This window comes from Azospirillum sp. ST 5-10, from assembly GCF_051225715.1.
In the GTDB taxonomy this organism is placed as follows: domain Bacteria; phylum Pseudomonadota; class Alphaproteobacteria; order Azospirillales; family Azospirillaceae; genus Azospirillum.
Genome location: NZ_JBPJSP010000031.1, coordinates 24,801 through 40,186, shown reverse-complemented (window position 1 = coordinate 40,186; position 15,386 = coordinate 24,801). Strand labels below are relative to the sequence as shown.

The window sequence follows — 15,386 nt, the reverse complement described above, 5'->3', positions numbered from 1 at the left end:
TGGGGCCGGATGATCCACGTCATGGCGCTGCCGCGGCGGCGTGGCAGACTGGGCCGTCGTGACGGAGGAGGTGGTGATGACCACGCTCTTGCCACGGGAGCCGGCGGAGGACATCGACACCCTGCTCGGCCTCGGAACACCGTCGGGGCGGCCGCCCCGCGGCCTGCGCCGGCGCGGCGCGTGGCTCGCCGCCGGTTCGCTGGCGGCGGCGGTGGCCGTCCTGCTCTACGCCCTGCTCGGTCCCTCCGGCGCCACCGTCCGCTACGTGACGCAGCCGGCGACCCGGGGCGACCTGCACGTCGTCGTCGCCGCCACCGGCAGCGTGCAGCCGACCCGCCAGGTCGAGGTGTCGAGCGAGCTCTCCGGCACCGTCCGCACCGTCTTCGTCGACTACAACAGCGCGGTGCACGCCGGACAGGTCCTGGCCGAGCTGGACACCGACAAGTTCCGGGCGAGCGTCGACAGCTCCCGCGCCAAGCTGGCCGCCGCCCGCGCCAGGGTGGTGGAGGCCGACGCCACCGTCACCGAGACGGCCCGGGAGCTCGCCCGCCGGGCGGCGCTCGCCGCCCGCGAATTCGGTTCGCGCCAGGAGCTGGAGGCGGCGCAGGCCGCCCACGACCGGGCCGTGGCGGCGGCCGCCAGCGCCCGCGCCGACGTCGGCGTGGCCGAGGCGGAGCTGGCGCTCAACGACTCGAACCTGGCCAAGACGCGCATCGTCTCGCCGATCGACGGCATCGTCCTGAAGCGCGACGTCGACCCCGGCCAGACCGTCGCGGCATCGCTGCAGGCGCCGGTGCTGTTCACCATCGCCGAGGACCTGCGCCGGATGGAGGTGCAGGTCGACGTGGACGAGGCCGACGTCGGCCAGGTCCGCGAGGGGCAGAGCGCCCGCTTCACCGTCGACGCCTACCCGGAGCGGCGCTTCCCGGCGGCGATCCGCGACCTGCGCTACGCCTCGGAGACGGTGCAGGGCGTCGTCACCTACAAGGCGGTGCTGACCGTCGACAACCCCGAGATGCTGCTGCGCCCCGGCATGACCGCCACCGCCGAGATCGGCGTCCAGGACATCGACGGCGCCCTGCTCGTCCCCAACGCGGCGCTGCGCTTCACGCCGCCGGCGCCGAAGGCGGCGCCGAGCGGCGGGCTGCTGCGCCGCCTGATGCCGATGCCGCAGTTCCGGCCGGCCAGCCGCCAGGAGTCCGGCGGTCCGGCGCGCGTGGTCTGGCTGCTGCGCGACGGCGTCGCCACCGACGTCCCGGTGGTGGTCGGGGCGAGCGACGGCACGCGCACGCAGATCCTCGACGGCGCGCTGGCCGAGGGCGACCCGGTCATCGTCGACACCGCATCGAACCCCTGAGGAGGCCGCCGTGCCCAAGGACGCACCGTCGGCACCGCTGATCGCCTTCGAGAAGGTGGGCAAGGTGTTCGGCGCCGGCGACGCGGCGGTCACCGCGCTGGCCGGCGTCGACCTGCGCATCGGGGCCGGCGAGTTCGTGGCGATCATGGGCCCGTCGGGGTCCGGCAAGTCGACGGCCATGAACATCCTCGGCTGCCTCGATACGCCGTCGACCGGCACCTACCGCTTCATGGGGGTCGACGTCGGACGGCTCGACCGCCGGCGGCGCGCCCTGCTGCGCCGCCACCGCCTGGGTTTCGTGTTCCAGGGCTTCAATCTGCTGGCGCGCACGAGCGCCGCCGAGAACGTCGAGCTGCCGCTGGTCTACCGCGGCATCGCCGCCGCCGAGCGGCGCCGGCTGGCGCTCGAGTCGCTGGCCCGCGTCGGCCTCGCAGGGCGTGCCGGCCACACGCCGAGCGAGCTGTCGGGCGGCCAGCAGCAGCGGGTGGCGATCGCCCGGGCGATCGTCACCGACCCCGCGGTGCTGCTCGCCGACGAGCCGACCGGCAACCTCGACACGCGGACCAGCCGCGAGATCATGGACCTGCTGGTCCGGCTCAACCGCGAGCGCGGCATCACCGTCGTCATGGTCACCCACGAACCGGACATGGCCGCCTACGCGTCGCGCGTCGTCCGCTTCCTCGACGGCCGCATCGAGGCCGACGTTCCCGGCGAGAGGGCGGCGTGATGCTCGGCGCGCTCGTCAAGCTGGCCTTCCAGGCGATCCGCCGCAACGCCCTGCGCTCCGTCCTCACCGTGCTCGGCATCGTCATCGGCGTCGGCGCGGTGATCGCCATGGTGACCATCGGCAACGGCACGACGGCCAAGGTCACCGCCGATCTCGCCAAGCTGGGCACCAATCTGCTGTTCGTCTCGCCGGGACAGTTCGGGCCGGGGCGCGCCAGCGCCGACGCCAAGCCGTTCGATGCCCGCGACGTCGAGGCGATGCGCGCGCAGCTCGGCGGCGTGCGCGCGGTGGCGCCGGTGGCGCAGAGGACGGTGACCCTGGTGGCCGGCAGCGAAAGCCGCAACACGGTGGTGACCGGAACCGACAACGCCTTCTTCCTCACCCAGGACTGGGCGCTGGAGCGGGGCCGCACCTTCTTCGACGGCGAGGTGCGCGCCGGCCGCGCCGTCTGCGTGATCGGCCGGACGGTGCGCGACGAGCTGTTCGGCGGCGGCGATCCGGTGGGCCTGACCCTGCGGGCCGGCGCCGTGCCGTGCGAGGTGATCGGCCTTCTCGAGGCCAAGGGACAGTCGAGCTTCGGGACCGACATGGACGACACGGTGCTGATGCCGATCCGCACCTTCCAGCGCCGCATCGCCGGCAACACGGACGTCGCGCGCGTCTACCTGTCGGCCGCCGACGGGGTCGACACGGCCAAGGTGCAGGCGGACGTCGAGCGGCTGCTGCGGGAGCGGCGCAACATCGCCGCCGGCCGGGAGGACGACTTCTCCGTGCGCGACATGAAGCAGGTGGTGCAGACCACCGCCGCGGCGACGGCCATGCTGACCGGCCTTCTCGGCGCGGTGGCGGCGGTGAGCCTGCTGGTCGGCGGCATCGGCATCATGAACATCATGCTGGTGTCGGTGACCGAGCGCACCCGCGAGATCGGCATCCGCCTGGCGATCGGCGCGCTGGAGGAGCAGGTGCTGCTGCAGTTCCTGGTGGAGGCCGTCGTGCTCTCCCTGTTCGGCGGGCTGATGGGCATCCTGCTCGGCCTGGGTCTGGCCGCCCTGGCCACCGCCGGCCTCGGCGTGCCGTTCCTCGTCGAGCCGTCGATCATCCTGATCGCCTTCGGCTTCTCCGCCCTGGTCGGGATCGTCTTCGGCTACGTCCCGGCCCGCCGCGCCGCCCGTCTCGACCCGATCGAGGCGCTGCGGCACGAGTGACGGCGGCCCGGCTCAATGGGAGTGGATGATGTCCGTTCCGCAGCCGTGGCTGATCGCCCAGACCGCGATCTGCGTCCGGTTGGCGACGTTGAGCTTGCGCATGATGTTCTTGACGTAGAACTTGACGGTCGGCTCCCGCAGCCCGAGCTTCAGCCCGATCGACTTGTTGCCGTGGCCGCGGACGATCATCTCGAGGATCTGCCGCTCGCGCGGCGTGACGACACCGTCGAAATCCCCGGGCTCGAAAGAGCCGGGGCCGTGCGGGTCGTGGAGATCGTGCGGATCGTGCGGATCGTGGAGGTCGTGCAGAACCTCGACGACGACGCTCGGCACCACCACCTGGCCGGCCAGGACCAGTTGCAGGGACAGGACCAGCGCGTCGGCGGATAGGTTGGGGCCGAGGACTCCCTGCGCGCCGATCCTGAGGATCTCGACGGCCTGCTCGGCCGACGCCCGCTGCAGCAGGAACACGATGGCGGCGTCCGGATAGCTCGCGCGCAGAGCCGCGTAGGACGAGCGTTCGTACCCTTCGACGTGGTCCAGCAGGATGATGTCGGGCTCGACGCCCCAGGCAACGGCCTCGGCGATTCCACTGGCTTCCAGGCTGACGGTGAAGGCTTTTCCCAACAGCGCCTTGATCCCTTCGCGGAATATCCTGCTTTCCGCAACAAGGGCGGCAAACGTCTCGGACATGGCGACACCCCAGAGGGTAGTGCGAATCATCGACGGGCGGTGAATTGAAGTGGGGAAAGAGTGCTCCGGTGGTGAAAACATGTCAATGCACGAAATGAAATTTTTCGCGGCAATTGTTCAAATTGTGTCGCATGCTAATTTTGATAATAATGCACGCCCATGACTCGGCAATGGATAATTGAGTTTGACAATTTCAGCCCGATGAACCGCTGGTCAATAACAGTAATATTGTGATTCCGCCGATACTGAAGCGGGCCGGCGGATTCCTTGCCGGCCGTGCGACGTCTTCTCGCCGGAAGGCCGGCGGCGGCGGCCCGCCGTCCGAGAGGGCGCCGATGGGAGGGGGCGATCCCGCATCGGTATGCCCGCCGGCCGGCTCCTCCTTCGGAAGGAGGGTCCCGCCCTCCGGGCGGGCACCACTCTTCGGCAACCACCACGGGTGGTGGAAACGGGGCTACGCTGTCCTCGATGCCGCCGTCACAGACCAGATTCGATGCGCCATGACCCGATCGTCCCCACCGTCTTCCGTCACCCGGCTCGACCGGCGCACCGGGTGCCCGGACGCCGGCCTCGCGCTCGAGGAGCTGTGCCGCGCGCATGACCATCTCGACCGGGCGAACCGGACGGTCGTGGCCGCCCTGAAGCGGCAGGGGATCGCCGACGTCAAGCCGATGGCGCTGGTCATCCTCTACCGGCTCAGCCGACAGGCGCAGCAGCCGAGCCGCATCGGCAAGGCGCTCTTCCACCGGGAGAAGTCCCTCACGCACCATGTGCGGCTGCTCCTGCAGCGCGGCCTGGTGGAGCAGCGCCCCCATTCCCACGACGGCCGCGCCAAGGTGCTGCGGGTCACCGAACGCGGCCTGGCCGTCCTGCGCGCCTTCGGCATCGCCGACCGTCCGGTGCGGATCGGGCATCCGGGGCCGCCGCTCCCGTGAGCGCCGGCCATCGCGACGCGTCCCGCCGGGGACGGTTCTCAAGGAGGGATTGCCCGTGCGAACGCATCTTCCAAGCCCGGTGACGGGCACGCGGCGGTGGTCCTGGGTCGAGGCGATGCTCGGCGGCCGCCCGGACGTCCACGCCGCCGCGGCCGGCGCCGGCGACCGCCACGGCACCGGCGAGGACGACGACGACGCGGCCATGCGCCTGTGGCTGTCCTGGCTGAGGCCGGTCATCGTCGTGAACGCGGCGGCGCTCGGCCCGGACCTGCACCTGCCCGGGCTGCTGCACGCCGTCGACGCCGCGGCGTGGTGGGTCGCCCTGTCGCGGCGGGTGCCGGACCTGCGCCCGTCCCCGGGGGGCGGGACGGCCGGGGGTGGCGGGCCCGTCGATCCGGCGGCGTGGGCCGAGTTCCTGCGCCGGGAGTCGCTGCGCGTCCTGACGGCGGCGGAGCGCTGCCCCGGCAGCCGGGAGCGGCTGCTCGCGGAGGTGAACCGCGAGCGCGGCCGGCTGACCGGCGGCCGCCGGCTGGCGCCGCTGGGCGCCGCCGACCTGCGCGCCCTGACGGCCCTGCTGGGCGCGGCACCGCTGTGGCGGTCGCTCGGCGGTCCGGCCGGGCAGGTCGCGTCCGCGGAGCTGCTGGCGTTCCTCGAGGCGGCGCTGGCGTCCGGCCAGGCCGACACCGACGGCATCATGCTGCTGGGGCTGGCCCATCTCCACGCCCGGCCGGACCCCTCCTTCGCCGAGGCGCTGCACGGCCTGCACCCGTCCCCCCTGGTGGAGATGGCCTGCCTGGCGCATCTCTCCCTGGCCATGGGCCGGCTGCGCGACGCCATCGACCAGCGGCTTCTCGGCGTCCGGGTGTGCGCCGACGCCGCGCCGTCGCGCGATCCCACGGACCTCCTCGCCGAGGGGCTCGCCTGGTACGACCGGCTGAAGGCGCTGGCCTTCTTCCGCAGCCGGGAGGTCGCCGACGAGGCCGAAGGCCTGCTCGCCGCCGTCGCCGCCAAGGTGGAGCGGCGGCTCGAGCCGGCTCTGCTGCAGCAGCTCGAGCGCACCACCGTCACCGACCTGCCGATCCGCCTGCCCAAAGGCATCCGCTTCACCCAAGGCTTCGCCGCCGAGATGGCGCGGCGCCACCGGGCGTGGCCGCGCTCGGTGTGGCGGAGCAACGTCGGCGCCGAGCTGCTGCGCCTCTACCGGGAGGCGCTGCGCCTTCCCCCGGCGGCGTCCCTCGACCCGCTGAGCGAGCTGGCCGAGCTGGCCGACAGCGTCGAGCGCCCGATCCCCGTCAGCGTCCTGGACGACCGCCTGCTGGCCGCGGTGGAACACGCCCTGCGCCGCGGCGCGCCGCTGTCCGAGGCCGAACGCCGGCTCGTCCGGCGGACCATCCAGGCCGGCGCGGAGGAACGCCGGCGGCTGCGCTGGTGGATGCCCGACGGGGTCCGCCGCCTGCTCGACGCCGCCGCCCAGGCCGGTTCCGGCGACCCGCCGCTGCACGCCTGCCGCTGAGGGAGCCGGCCGGCCGGCGGCCGTTCAGCGGTCGAACACGTAGGTTCCCGGCGCCGGGTCCAGCGGCGGGTAGCCCCGCTCCGGCGCGCCGGCGGCGGCGCGCGCCGCCACCTCGGCCGAGGAGCGGCGGGCCAGCCAGTCGGTCCAGGCCGGCCACCAGGAGCCGCGCCGCGCCGGCGTCGTCGCCATCCAGGTGTCGGGATCGAGGTAGCGGGCGTCCGGCCCGCGCTCGGCGATGCGGTAGCTGCGGTCCGGCCGCTCCGGCCCGGCGGCGATCCCGGTGTTGTGGCCGCTGGAGGTGAGCAGGAAGGTCACCGCGGTGTCGCTGAGGATGTGGATCTTGTAGACCGAGCGCCAGGGGGCCACGTGGTCGCGCTCGGTGCCCACGGCGAAGATGGGGACGCGGATGTCGGTCAGGGCCACCGCCCGGCCGTCGACGCGGTAGCGGCCTTCCGCCAGGTCGTTGTCGAGCAGCAGCGAGCGCAGGTATTGCGAATGCATGCGGTAGGGCAGCCGCGTGCCGTCGGCGTTCCACGCCATCAGGTCGGTGACCGCCGGACGCTCGCCGCGCAGGTAGTGGCTCACCAGGCGCGACCAGATCAGGTCGTTGGAGCGCAGCATCTGGAAGGCCCCGGCCATCTGGTTGACGTCGAGATAGCCGCTCTCCCACATCGCGTCCTCGAGATAGGCCACCTGGCTTTCGTTGACGAACAGCATCAGCTCGCCGGCCTCGGTGAAGTCGGTCTGCGCGGCCAGCAGGGTCACCGTCGCCAGCCGGGCGTCGCCGTCGCGGGCCATCGCCGCCGCCGCGATCGCCAGCAGGGTGCCGCCCAGGCAGTAGCCGCAGGCGTGCACCGGCGCCGCGCCGCAGATCGCCTGCACCGCGTCGAGCGCCGCCATCACGCCCAGCCGCCGGTAGTCGTCGAGGCCGAGGTCGCGCTGCTCCGCGCCCGGGTTGCGCCAGGACATGGCGAAGACGGTGAAGCCGTTGCCCACGAGGAAGCGGACCAGCGAGTTCTCCGGCGACAGGTCGAGAATGTAGTACTTCATGATCCAGGCCGGGACGATCAGCACCGGCTCGGCATGGACCGTCCCGGTGAGCGGGGCGTACTGGATCAGCTCGAACAGCTCGTTGCGGAACACCACCTGCCCCGGCGTGACGGCGAGCTCGCGCCCGACGCGGAAGGCCTCGAAACCGGGCAGCGGCCGCCCCGACGCCAGGTGCGCCGCGTCGTCCAGCCAGTTGGCGGCGCCGCGGGCGAAGGTCTGACCGCCGCTGGTGATGGCGGCGCGCACCACCTCGGGATTGGTCAGGGGATGGTTGGAGGGGGCGAAGACGTCGAGGATCTGCCGCGCCACGAACGGCACGATCCGCGCGTTCGCCCGGCCGACGCCGGGCACCGCGGTGGTCGCGTTGTGCAGCCACTGCTGCATCAGCAGGAACGACTGGGCGTAGAGGCTGAACGGGAACAGCCGCCAGTCCTCGTGGACGAAGCGGCGGTCGCCGGGCAGCGGCTCGATGCACCACGGCGCCTCCGGCGCCGCCGCGGCGGTCGCCGCGTGGGCCAGCAGGCGCAGGGTCTTGCGCAGCGCCTTGTCGGCCAGCTCGGCCTGCTTGCCCGGCGCGTTGGCGAGGTGGACCGCCCAGTCGGCGAAGGCGAGCGCCACCGCCGCCGGCGAGATGGACGCCGTGAAGCGCGCCTGCCAGGCGTGCATCAGATGGTCGATCACGGCGCCGCGGACCGGCAGGAAGGAGACGCCGGCGACCGGGGCCTCGCCGTCCGGGCCGGCCGCCGGTGCCGGAGCGGGCGCCGCGGCGGGCGCCGTTTCGCCGCGGGACAGGGTGACGCCCATCAGCCGGCCCTCCGCGCGGCGGCGCCCTGCTTTTCGTGATGGCGGACGTAGTGCGCCAGCACGATCTTGAGGACGCCGGCGTGCTTGGCGTTGCCGGCGGCGGCGGCGGCGGCGATGTCGTCCTCGATCATGCGCCGGATGGTGCGCTGTCCCTGCGGCGTCTGCTCGAGGTAGCTGCCGAGCTCGGTCGCGACGATCTCCGGCAGGTGCTCGTGCTCGGCGATCGCGGCGATCTCCTCCTCCGTCAGGCCGCTCAGGCCGATGCAATCCTCGATGGTGATCAGCATCATGGCGGGTTCCCCCTTTTCCAGGCATACCCGGACGCTAGGCGGCGCGGCGCCGGGGCGCCTTAACCCAGGTTAGCGTCGCCGCGGGGGGCAACGGACACGGCGGGCGGGGAGGACGCGCATGGAGGACACGGACGGCACCGGCGGAGCCGGCATCGTGCGGCCGGACCTGCCCTACCGCCGCCACGGCGGGGCGGCGCTGATCGAGGTCCGCCTGAGCAGCCTGCCGCAGCTCTTCAACTCCCTCGATCCGACGCCCTTCCCGGACAAGGACCTCGACGACGAGGTCGAGCGCTACATCGTCGGCGCGATCCAGGATTTCCCGATCGCCCAGCCGCTGCGCCTGGTCATCCACCTGCCCGACGCCCAGGCGCGCGCCGCCCGGCCCGCCGAGGTCGGCGACGCGATCGGCCGCTATTTCGGCTATCGCGCCGCCATGGCGCGGCGCGACCTGCGCCTGCTGCTGCGCAACGGCCGGCTGTCGCTGGCCATCGGCCTGCTGTTCCTCGGCGCCTGCGTCGTCCTGCGCGCCGTGCTTCTGGAGATGTCGCAGGGCACCGCCGCGCAGGTCCTGGCCGAGGGGCTGCTCATTTCCGGCTGGGTGGCGATGTGGCGGCCGATCGAGATCTTCCTCTACGACTGGTGGCCGATCCGCCGGCTCGGCCGGGTCTACGCCAAGGCCGCCGCCATGCCGGTGGAGCTGCTCCCCACGCCGCCGCCGGCCGGACCGCGGTGACGGCATCTCACAGCAGGAACACCGCCGCCGCCACGGCGCAGGTCCAGCGCCCGCCCGGCGCGCCCTCGGCGGCGGCGGTGCAGGACAGGGCCTCGATGCTGGTGCCGCTGTGGGCGTAGAGCTGGCGGCGCTCGTCCCACGCCGCCTCGGGGTCGAGGTCGAACCCCATGGTCGAGGCCAGCATGGTGGCCGCCAGATCCTCGGCGCGGTCGCCGCACTCGCGCGCCGTCATGCCGTAGCCGAAATGCTCGGAGATGTAGCCGTACCGCCCCGGCTCGGCGGGGCGGGCGACGCCGATGGCGGCGGTGATGCGGCGGCCGGACTCGTCGCTGTCGCAGCGGGCGATGACGCCGTAGGTGATCTCCCCCGGCCGCAGCCGCGCCAGCCCCTCGTCGCGGGGCACCAGCCGGCAGCCCGGCGGCACGATCGACGACACGGCCACCAGGTTCTGCCGCTCGATGCGCGCCGCCCGCAGCGCCGCCTCGAAGGCGGCGAGCCGGTGGTGGTGGACGCCGACGCCGCTGGTCAGGAAGACCTCCGTGGGTATCGGGCCCATGGCTTCCTCCCGCGCCTCCTCCCGTGGCGGGGCCGCGGTCAACGCCGCCGCGGCGCTTGGGAGCCCACCCCGGCGCCCGGCGGCACGCGCCGCAGCGTCCCGTCGCGGCGGCACACCAGCACGTCCACCGGGTAGCCCAGCTCGCGCACGCGTATGGCGTCGCGGACGGCCGATTCCAGGGCCTCGCGGCGCGACTGGAACCAGCCGCTGTTGTCGCCGTTGCCGAAGCCGACGGTCCAGTGGCTCTCCTGCGGCTTGACCACGTAGACGAATTGCTCCTGCGGTCTCATGCCATCCTCCTGACGAAGATTCCGGGCGCCGTCACCGCCACGGCGGCGGGCCGTCGACGATCCGCCACGAGCCGTCGGCGTCGAGGCAGGCGGTGCCGTACGCCGTTTCCATCCGGCCGCCGACCACCACGGTCTGCTGGTACTCGCGGCAATACCGCCCGTCGCGGTCGTACCCCTGGCGGATCGGGCTGACCCAGCCGCTGTGCCCGCTCTCGGGGTTCTGCCACGCCGAGCGCTCGCCGATGCGGTTCCAGTGGGCCTGCTCGGCGGCTTCGCGGTGGTAGAGGCGGTCGGCGCGGTCGAGCGAGCGCCCCGCCTCGCTGCCGAGGACGGCGCCGATCAGGGTGCCGATGCCGGTGGCGACGAGCTGGCCGGTGCCGCCGCCGAAGCGCGACCCCGCCAAGCCGCCGACCACCGCCCCGCCGACGGCCCCGGCGGTCTCCTTGGGCCCGTAGGAATCGGCGGCGCAACCGGTCAGCGCCAGCAGGGCCAGCGCGGCCGCCGCGATGGAACGTCGTTTCATGACACACCTCCCGGGGCGGGCGGCGGCCCCGGCGTCGCCGGTCCGGCCGCCTCGTCCAGCAGACGGACGACCTCCGCGTCGTCGAGCTGGCGGAAATCGTCGTAGAAGTAGCCGATCGCCCCGAACGGCTCGGGCGTCGCCAGGCACACCACCTCGTCGACCTCGGCGGACAGCGCCGCCAGGGTGCTGCGGGGCGCCACCGGCACCGCCAGCACCAGCCGGCGCGGCCCGGCGCGCCGCACCGCGCGCAGCGCCACCCGCATGGTGGCGCCGGTGGCGATCCCGTCGTCGACGACGATGGCGGTGCGGTCCGCGATCGCCGCCCGCGGCCGGCCGCCGAGATAGGCGGCGCGGCGGCGCTCGATCTCCTGGAGCTGGCGGGCCTTCTCGGCCTCGAACCAGGCCGGCGGCACGAGGTCCGTGATCTCGGGATTGCGCACGACTTCGACGTGCCCGCCGTCGGCGACCGCGCCGGCCGCCAGCTCAGGCTGGAAGGGGGCGCCGATCTTGCGCACCAGCACGAGGTCGAGCGGCGCCTCCAGCGCCCGCGCCACCTCCCGCGCCACCGGCACGCCGCCGCGCGGCAGCGCCAGGACCACGGGATGCTGCTCCTTGAACCGGGTCAGGGCGGCGGCGAGTTGCCGGCCGGCGTCGGCGCGATCCCGGAAGACCAGATCGAGCATGGCGTCCTCCCCGAACGTGCCGCGGTCTCGATGCCCGCACTCTAGCCCGGCTCGGCGCCCCCCGCCCTTAACGCAGATCAAGGTGGGGGACGGCCGCCGACGATAGGGTGGCGCCGCGGCGCCGGCCGGGCGCCGGCGGCGCCGCGGGAGGCTCCCATGCCCGACGACATCCTGCTGTTCGACCTCGATCCGCGGAGCGGCCTGGGCGGGCGCGTGGCGCACCGGCTCGGCACGGCGCTCGCCGCCCATGAGGAGCGCACCTTCGCCGACGGCGAGCTCAAGCTGCGGCCCGTCGCCGACGTGCGCGGCCGCGACGTGTTCGTCCTGCAGTCCCTCGCCGGCGACGGGGCGTGCGGCCTGCACGACCGGCTGTGCCGGCTGCTGTTCTTCGCCGGTGCGGTGCGGGACGCCGGGGCGGCGCGCCTCACCGCCGTCGTCCCCTACCTCGCCTACGCCCGCCAGGACCGCCGCACCCGGGCGCAGGACCCGCTGACCCTGCGCTACCTCGCGGCGCTGGTCGAGAGCGTCGGCGTCGACGCCGTGGTGACGGTCGACGTGCACAACCCCGCCGCCTTCGAGAACGCCTTCCGCTGCCGCACCGAGATCCTGGAGGCGGGACCGCTGCTCCTCGACGGCGTCGCGCCGTGGCTGGGCGAGGGCACGCCGGTGGTGGTGTCGCCCGACGCCGGCGGCATCAAGCGGGCGGACCGCGTCCGCCAGAGGCTGGCGGCACGGCTCGGCACCGGCGTGGGCATGGCGTTCCTGGAGAAGACGCGCGGCGAGACGGCGCTGGACGTCGGCACCCTGTTCGGCGACGTCGGCGGCCGCACCGCCCTCATCCTCGACGACATGATCAGCACCGGGGCGACGATGGCCGCCGCCGCCGCGGCCTGCCGCGCCGCGGGGTGCCGGGACGTGGTGGCGGCCGCCACCCACGGCGTGTTCGCGCCGGGAGCCGCGGCACTGCTCGGCGACCCCGCGGTGTCGCGCCTCGTCGTCACCGACACGCTGGCGCCGGACCGCCTGCCGCCGGGCACGCCCGCCGGCCGGGTGGCCGTGCTGGAGACCGCACCGCTGCTGGCCGACGCCATCGCCCGCCGGCACGGCGGCCCGCTTAATCCAGGTTAAAGCGCCGGCGCGGCGCCGGGTGCGAAGAGAGTCGGCGCGTCGCAGGACGACGGCATTCCCAGGAGGACGCCATGGACGACACGACCCTGACGAAGGAACCCAGCCCGGAATCCAAGAGCACCGGCGCGGTGACCAAGCCGGCCGGCGAGGCCGGCCGCCACCCGTTCCTGACGCTGCGCGACGAGTTCGACCGCCTGTTCGACGAAGCGACCGCCATGTTCCACCTGCCGTGGAGCCGGCGTTCCCCCTTCGACCTGGAGCCCCTGTTCCGCACCGAGGCCAAGGTCGCCTTCCTGCCGCCGGCCGACGTCGACGAGCGCGACGGCGAGTACCTCGTCACCATGGAGCTTCCCGGCATGGACGAGAAGGCCGTGGAGGTGGCGGTGCAGGACGGCGTGCTGACGGTCAAGGCCGAGAAGAAGGAGGAGCGGGAGGAGAAGAGCAAGACCCGCACCTTCTCCGAGCGCCGCTACGGCCTGTGCGAACGCTCCTTCCGGCTGCCCGGCAACGTCGACCAGGAGCGCATCGCCGCCGCCATGAGGAACGGCGTGCTGACCGTCACCCTGCCCAAGACCGAACCGGCGGCGCCGCCCAAGCGGACGGTCGAGATCAAGACGAGCTGACGGCCCGTCCCGGGGGAGGACTCCCCGCACCGGCCGGCTGGTCCGGCCGGTGTCCTTTATCCAGGTTAATGCCGCCGGCCGCCGCCCCGGCGATGCTGGGGACCGGTTCGCTTCCGGTGGGAGGAAACCATGCAACGCGAACGCCACGACCATCGCCCCGACCCGGTGCGGCGCGACCGTCTGATCCAGGAATTCATCCACGATCCCTACAAGACCCAGCGCAAGATGGCCGACCCGGCGGTCTGCCCGCGCTGCGGCGCCGTCTACGAGACCGGCCGCTGGCACTGGGGCGCGCCGCCCGCCGCCGCGACGGAGGTCGTCTGCCAGGCCTGCCACCGCATCGCCGACCAGTGCCCCGCCGGCATCCTGGCGCTGCACGGCGGCTTCGTCCGGGCCCACCGCGACGAGCTGCTGGCCCACATCCGCCACGAGGCGGAGGCCGAGACCGCCGAGCATCCCCTGCACCGCCTCATGGAGATCCGCGACAGCGACGACGGGCTGGAGGTGACCACCACCGACGTCCACCTGCCGCGCCGCATCGGCGAGGCGCTGCGGCGCACCCACCAGGGGGACCTGGAGATCCACTTCGACGAAGGGGAATACTTCGCGCGGGTCCGCTGGCAGGCCGGGTGAGCGGTCACCCCGCCGGCCGGCCCGGCCCCGCCCCGACCACCGGAGCCACGCCGAGCTGGACCGCGCCGGCCCGGACCTCGCCCACCAGGGCGACGTCCGGGTCGAGTTGGGCGATGGCCTCCAGCCGGCGGCCGTCCAGCACGTGCAGCGAGCCCTTGGCGAAGTCGAGCAGGCCGGCCGCGCGCATCCGCTTCAGGGTGCGGCAGACGTGCACCGAGGTGAGGCCGGTGGCGTCGGCGATCAGCACCTGGTTGAGCGGCACGTGCACCGCCGCCTCGCGGTGGCCCTGCTGGACGCTCACCCGGCGGTGCAGGTCCAGCAGCAGGTTGGCGATCCGCTCCTGGGCGGTCTGCTGGCCGAGCGCGCCGAGATGGTTCCAGGCGGCGAGCGCCTCGTGGGCCAGCGCCCGGGCGACGTTGAGCGCCAGCAGCGGCGCCTCGCGGCAGGCGCGGCTGAAGGCGCCGCGGCGGACGGTGCACAGGGTGACCTCGGTCAGCGCCTCGGCGGTGTAGAGCATGCCGACCCGCTCGTCGCCCTCGAACCCCAGCAGGTCGCCGGGCATGGCGAAGCGGATCACCTGGCGCCGGCCGTCCTCGAACAGCTTATAGACCACCGCCCAACCGCTCTGGACGATGAGCACGTGGGCGAAGGGCCCGCCCTGCTCGAACAGGGTCGCCCCCGCCGGGCGGACGAGAATGCGCCGGGCCGGGCCGAACAGGCGGTCGAGCTCGTGGTCCGGCACGCCCTGGCACACCCCCTGCGCACGCACCGGACACGGCCCGCAGGGTCCGTCCCGGGCGGCCGACGCCCGGACCAGCAACGCGGTGTCGCCACCGGCCGCGGGTGGCGGCCGCGGGGACATGGAATGCTCGGCGGTCTCGCTCATGGGCGCACCTTGGCGCTACGGCAGCGAAATTGTACGGAGTCGTGGCCGCGCGGTCGACGCTTCGAAAGCATAGCCGGACCCGTGCGCTCGTTCGTACCCAGAGTATGGCCCTCGCCGGATGGATGCAAGGTCGCTCATACGAGGTCTGCGGCTGGAGCGCATCGCGTACAATCGAGATCGATGTGACGCGTGAATCCGCTCGTCGATCAAAGACACAGGCCGACACCGCTCTGCTCAGGGCGGGGGTGCCAGCAGCGGCCCGAGCCGCCGCAGCAGCTCGGCCTCGCCCAGGGGCAGCAGGTCCTCCGGCACCGTCGCCGCCAGACGGGCGAGCGCCGGCGCGTCGAGCCCTCCTTCGAGGCGCAGCAGGTTCGGCTGCGGCCCCGCCAGGACGAGCGTCTCGAACAGGCCGAGGGCGGCGGCGCGGTTGAGGATGCGGGCGGCGCAGCCTTCCGCCCAGCCGGCGGGCAGGTCGAAGGGCGCCGCCAGGAGGGAGCCGGCGGCGACCGGGCCGGCCGGCACGCCGATGAGCCCGCGCGGCAGCCCGGCCCCGTCGCGGCCGTCGAAGGCGGCGTCCCGATGGACGATCTCCTCGATCATCGTCGGTCTGCCGGACGCCTGGAGGATGCGGAACCGGCCCCGGCCGGCGAGCACCAGCCACGTTCTGTGTCGGCGTTCCATGGGCGCCTCCCTCACCCGAAAGAGTCACCGGAACGGCACGCCGCCGCCTTAACCTGGGTTAGCGAGGAATAGCCGG

The 15,386-nt window shown here is 73.6% G+C and carries 18 protein-coding genes; 9 read left to right on the top strand and 9 right to left on the bottom strand.

What is annotated here, in order from left to right; genetic code table 11:
* The first annotated feature begins 76 nt into the window (after window positions 1-76).
* The 3 genes from ACSBPG_RS25925 to ACSBPG_RS25915 are packed head-to-tail and all read left to right on the top strand — an operon-like array spanning window position 77 to window position 3,289.
* A complete protein-coding gene (locus ACSBPG_RS25925; protein ID WP_435540134.1) occupies window positions 77-1,357 on the top strand; it encodes an efflux RND transporter periplasmic adaptor subunit in 1,281 nt (426 codons plus the stop codon).
* 10 nt (window positions 1,358-1,367) lie between these two features.
* Window positions 1,368-2,084 carry an ABC transporter ATP-binding protein gene (locus ACSBPG_RS25920; protein ID WP_435540133.1) on the top strand — a complete coding sequence of 239 codons (717 nt, stop codon included), beginning with the start codon at window positions 1,368-1,370 and terminating at the stop codon, window positions 2,082-2,084.
* A complete protein-coding gene (locus ACSBPG_RS25915) occupies window positions 2,084-3,289 on the top strand; it encodes an ABC transporter permease (RefSeq protein ID WP_435540132.1) in 1,206 nt (401 codons plus the stop codon). Before ACSBPG_RS25920 ends, ACSBPG_RS25915 begins: the two co-directional genes overlap by 1 nt.
* A 12-nt stretch (window positions 3,290-3,301) precedes the next feature.
* Here the strand turns inward: ACSBPG_RS25915 and ACSBPG_RS25910 are convergent, their stop codons facing one another.
* Window positions 3,302-3,982: a LuxR C-terminal-related transcriptional regulator gene (locus ACSBPG_RS25910; RefSeq protein WP_435540131.1), complete on the bottom strand. Its 681-nt coding sequence runs from the start codon at window positions 3,980-3,982 to the stop codon at window positions 3,302-3,304.
* A 500-nt stretch (window positions 3,983-4,482) separates the two neighbouring features.
* Between ACSBPG_RS25910 and ACSBPG_RS25905 the strand changes: the two genes are divergently transcribed.
* A complete protein-coding gene (locus ACSBPG_RS25905; RefSeq protein WP_435540130.1) occupies window positions 4,483-4,917 on the top strand; it encodes a MarR family transcriptional regulator in 435 nt (144 codons plus the stop codon).
* A 55-nt stretch (window positions 4,918-4,972) separates the two neighbouring features.
* Window positions 4,973-6,430: a hypothetical protein gene (locus ACSBPG_RS25900; RefSeq protein ID WP_435540129.1), complete on the top strand. Its 1,458-nt coding sequence runs from the start codon at window positions 4,973-4,975 to the stop codon at window positions 6,428-6,430.
* 24 nt (window positions 6,431-6,454) lie between these two features.
* Here ACSBPG_RS25900 and ACSBPG_RS25895 read toward each other — a convergent pair whose 3' ends face one another.
* A complete protein-coding gene (locus ACSBPG_RS25895) occupies window positions 6,455-8,284 on the bottom strand; it encodes a PHA/PHB synthase family protein (RefSeq protein ID WP_435540128.1) in 1,830 nt (609 codons plus the stop codon).
* A complete protein-coding gene (locus ACSBPG_RS25890; protein ID WP_435540127.1) occupies window positions 8,284-8,574 on the bottom strand; it encodes a hypothetical protein in 291 nt (96 codons plus the stop codon). Before ACSBPG_RS25890 ends, ACSBPG_RS25895 begins: the two co-directional genes overlap by 1 nt.
* Before the next feature lie 118 nt (window positions 8,575-8,692).
* Here ACSBPG_RS25890 and ACSBPG_RS25885 point away from each other — a divergent pair, with 118 nt between their 5' ends.
* Window positions 8,693-9,307 carry a hypothetical protein gene (locus tag ACSBPG_RS25885; protein WP_435540126.1) on the top strand — a complete coding sequence of 205 codons (615 nt, stop codon included), beginning with the start codon at window positions 8,693-8,695 and terminating at the stop codon, window positions 9,305-9,307.
* 7 nt (window positions 9,308-9,314) lie between these two features.
* On the opposite strand, the gene ACSBPG_RS25880 is transcribed toward ACSBPG_RS25885, so the two are convergent.
* From ACSBPG_RS25880 to ACSBPG_RS25865, 4 genes are read right to left on the bottom strand one after another with little or no spacing between them, the layout of a single operon-like run.
* Window positions 9,315-9,863: a pyruvoyl-dependent arginine decarboxylase gene (locus ACSBPG_RS25880; protein WP_435540125.1), complete on the bottom strand. Its 549-nt coding sequence runs from the start codon at window positions 9,861-9,863 to the stop codon at window positions 9,315-9,317.
* A gap of 38 nt (window positions 9,864-9,901) precedes the next feature.
* A complete protein-coding gene (locus tag ACSBPG_RS25875) occupies window positions 9,902-10,153 on the bottom strand; it encodes a hypothetical protein (RefSeq protein WP_435540124.1) in 252 nt (83 codons plus the stop codon).
* 31 nt (window positions 10,154-10,184) lie between these two features.
* The gene (locus ACSBPG_RS25870; RefSeq protein WP_435540123.1) at window positions 10,185-10,676 is read right to left on the bottom strand and encodes an RT0821/Lpp0805 family surface protein; all 492 of its coding nucleotides are present in this window, start codon (window positions 10,674-10,676) and stop codon (window positions 10,185-10,187) included.
* Entirely contained in the window at window positions 10,673-11,359 is a 687-nt protein-coding gene (locus ACSBPG_RS25865; RefSeq protein ID WP_435540122.1) for a phosphoribosyltransferase, read from the bottom strand. Before ACSBPG_RS25865 ends, ACSBPG_RS25870 begins: the two co-directional genes overlap by 4 nt.
* A gap of 156 nt (window positions 11,360-11,515) precedes the next feature.
* Between ACSBPG_RS25865 and ACSBPG_RS25860 the strand changes: the two genes are divergently transcribed.
* From ACSBPG_RS25860 to ACSBPG_RS25850, 3 genes are all read left to right on the top strand, one after another.
* Complete coding sequence (locus ACSBPG_RS25860; protein ID WP_435540121.1) at window positions 11,516-12,487, top strand: ribose-phosphate diphosphokinase; 972 nt, start codon at window positions 11,516-11,518, stop codon at window positions 12,485-12,487.
* 71 nt (window positions 12,488-12,558) lie between these two features.
* Window positions 12,559-13,110 carry an Hsp20/alpha crystallin family protein gene (locus ACSBPG_RS25855; protein ID WP_435540120.1) on the top strand — a complete coding sequence of 184 codons (552 nt, stop codon included), beginning with the start codon at window positions 12,559-12,561 and terminating at the stop codon, window positions 13,108-13,110.
* 129 nt (window positions 13,111-13,239) lie between these two features.
* On the top strand, window positions 13,240-13,743 hold the full coding sequence (locus ACSBPG_RS25850; RefSeq protein ID WP_435540119.1) for a BCAM0308 family protein: 504 nt from the start codon (window positions 13,240-13,242) through the stop codon (window positions 13,741-13,743).
* Between the two features lie 4 nt (window positions 13,744-13,747).
* On the opposite strand, the gene ACSBPG_RS25845 is transcribed toward ACSBPG_RS25850, so the two are convergent.
* Window positions 13,748-14,629, bottom strand: coding sequence for a Crp/Fnr family transcriptional regulator (locus tag ACSBPG_RS25845; protein ID WP_435540118.1), 882 nt, complete (start codon window positions 14,627-14,629; stop codon window positions 13,748-13,750).
* A gap of 234 nt (window positions 14,630-14,863) precedes the next feature.
* Window positions 14,864-15,310 (bottom strand): hypothetical protein, encoded by a 447-nt coding sequence (locus ACSBPG_RS25840; RefSeq protein ID WP_435540117.1) that lies wholly within the window; start codon window positions 15,308-15,310, stop codon window positions 14,864-14,866.
* Between the last annotated feature and the right edge of the window lie 76 nt (window positions 15,311-15,386).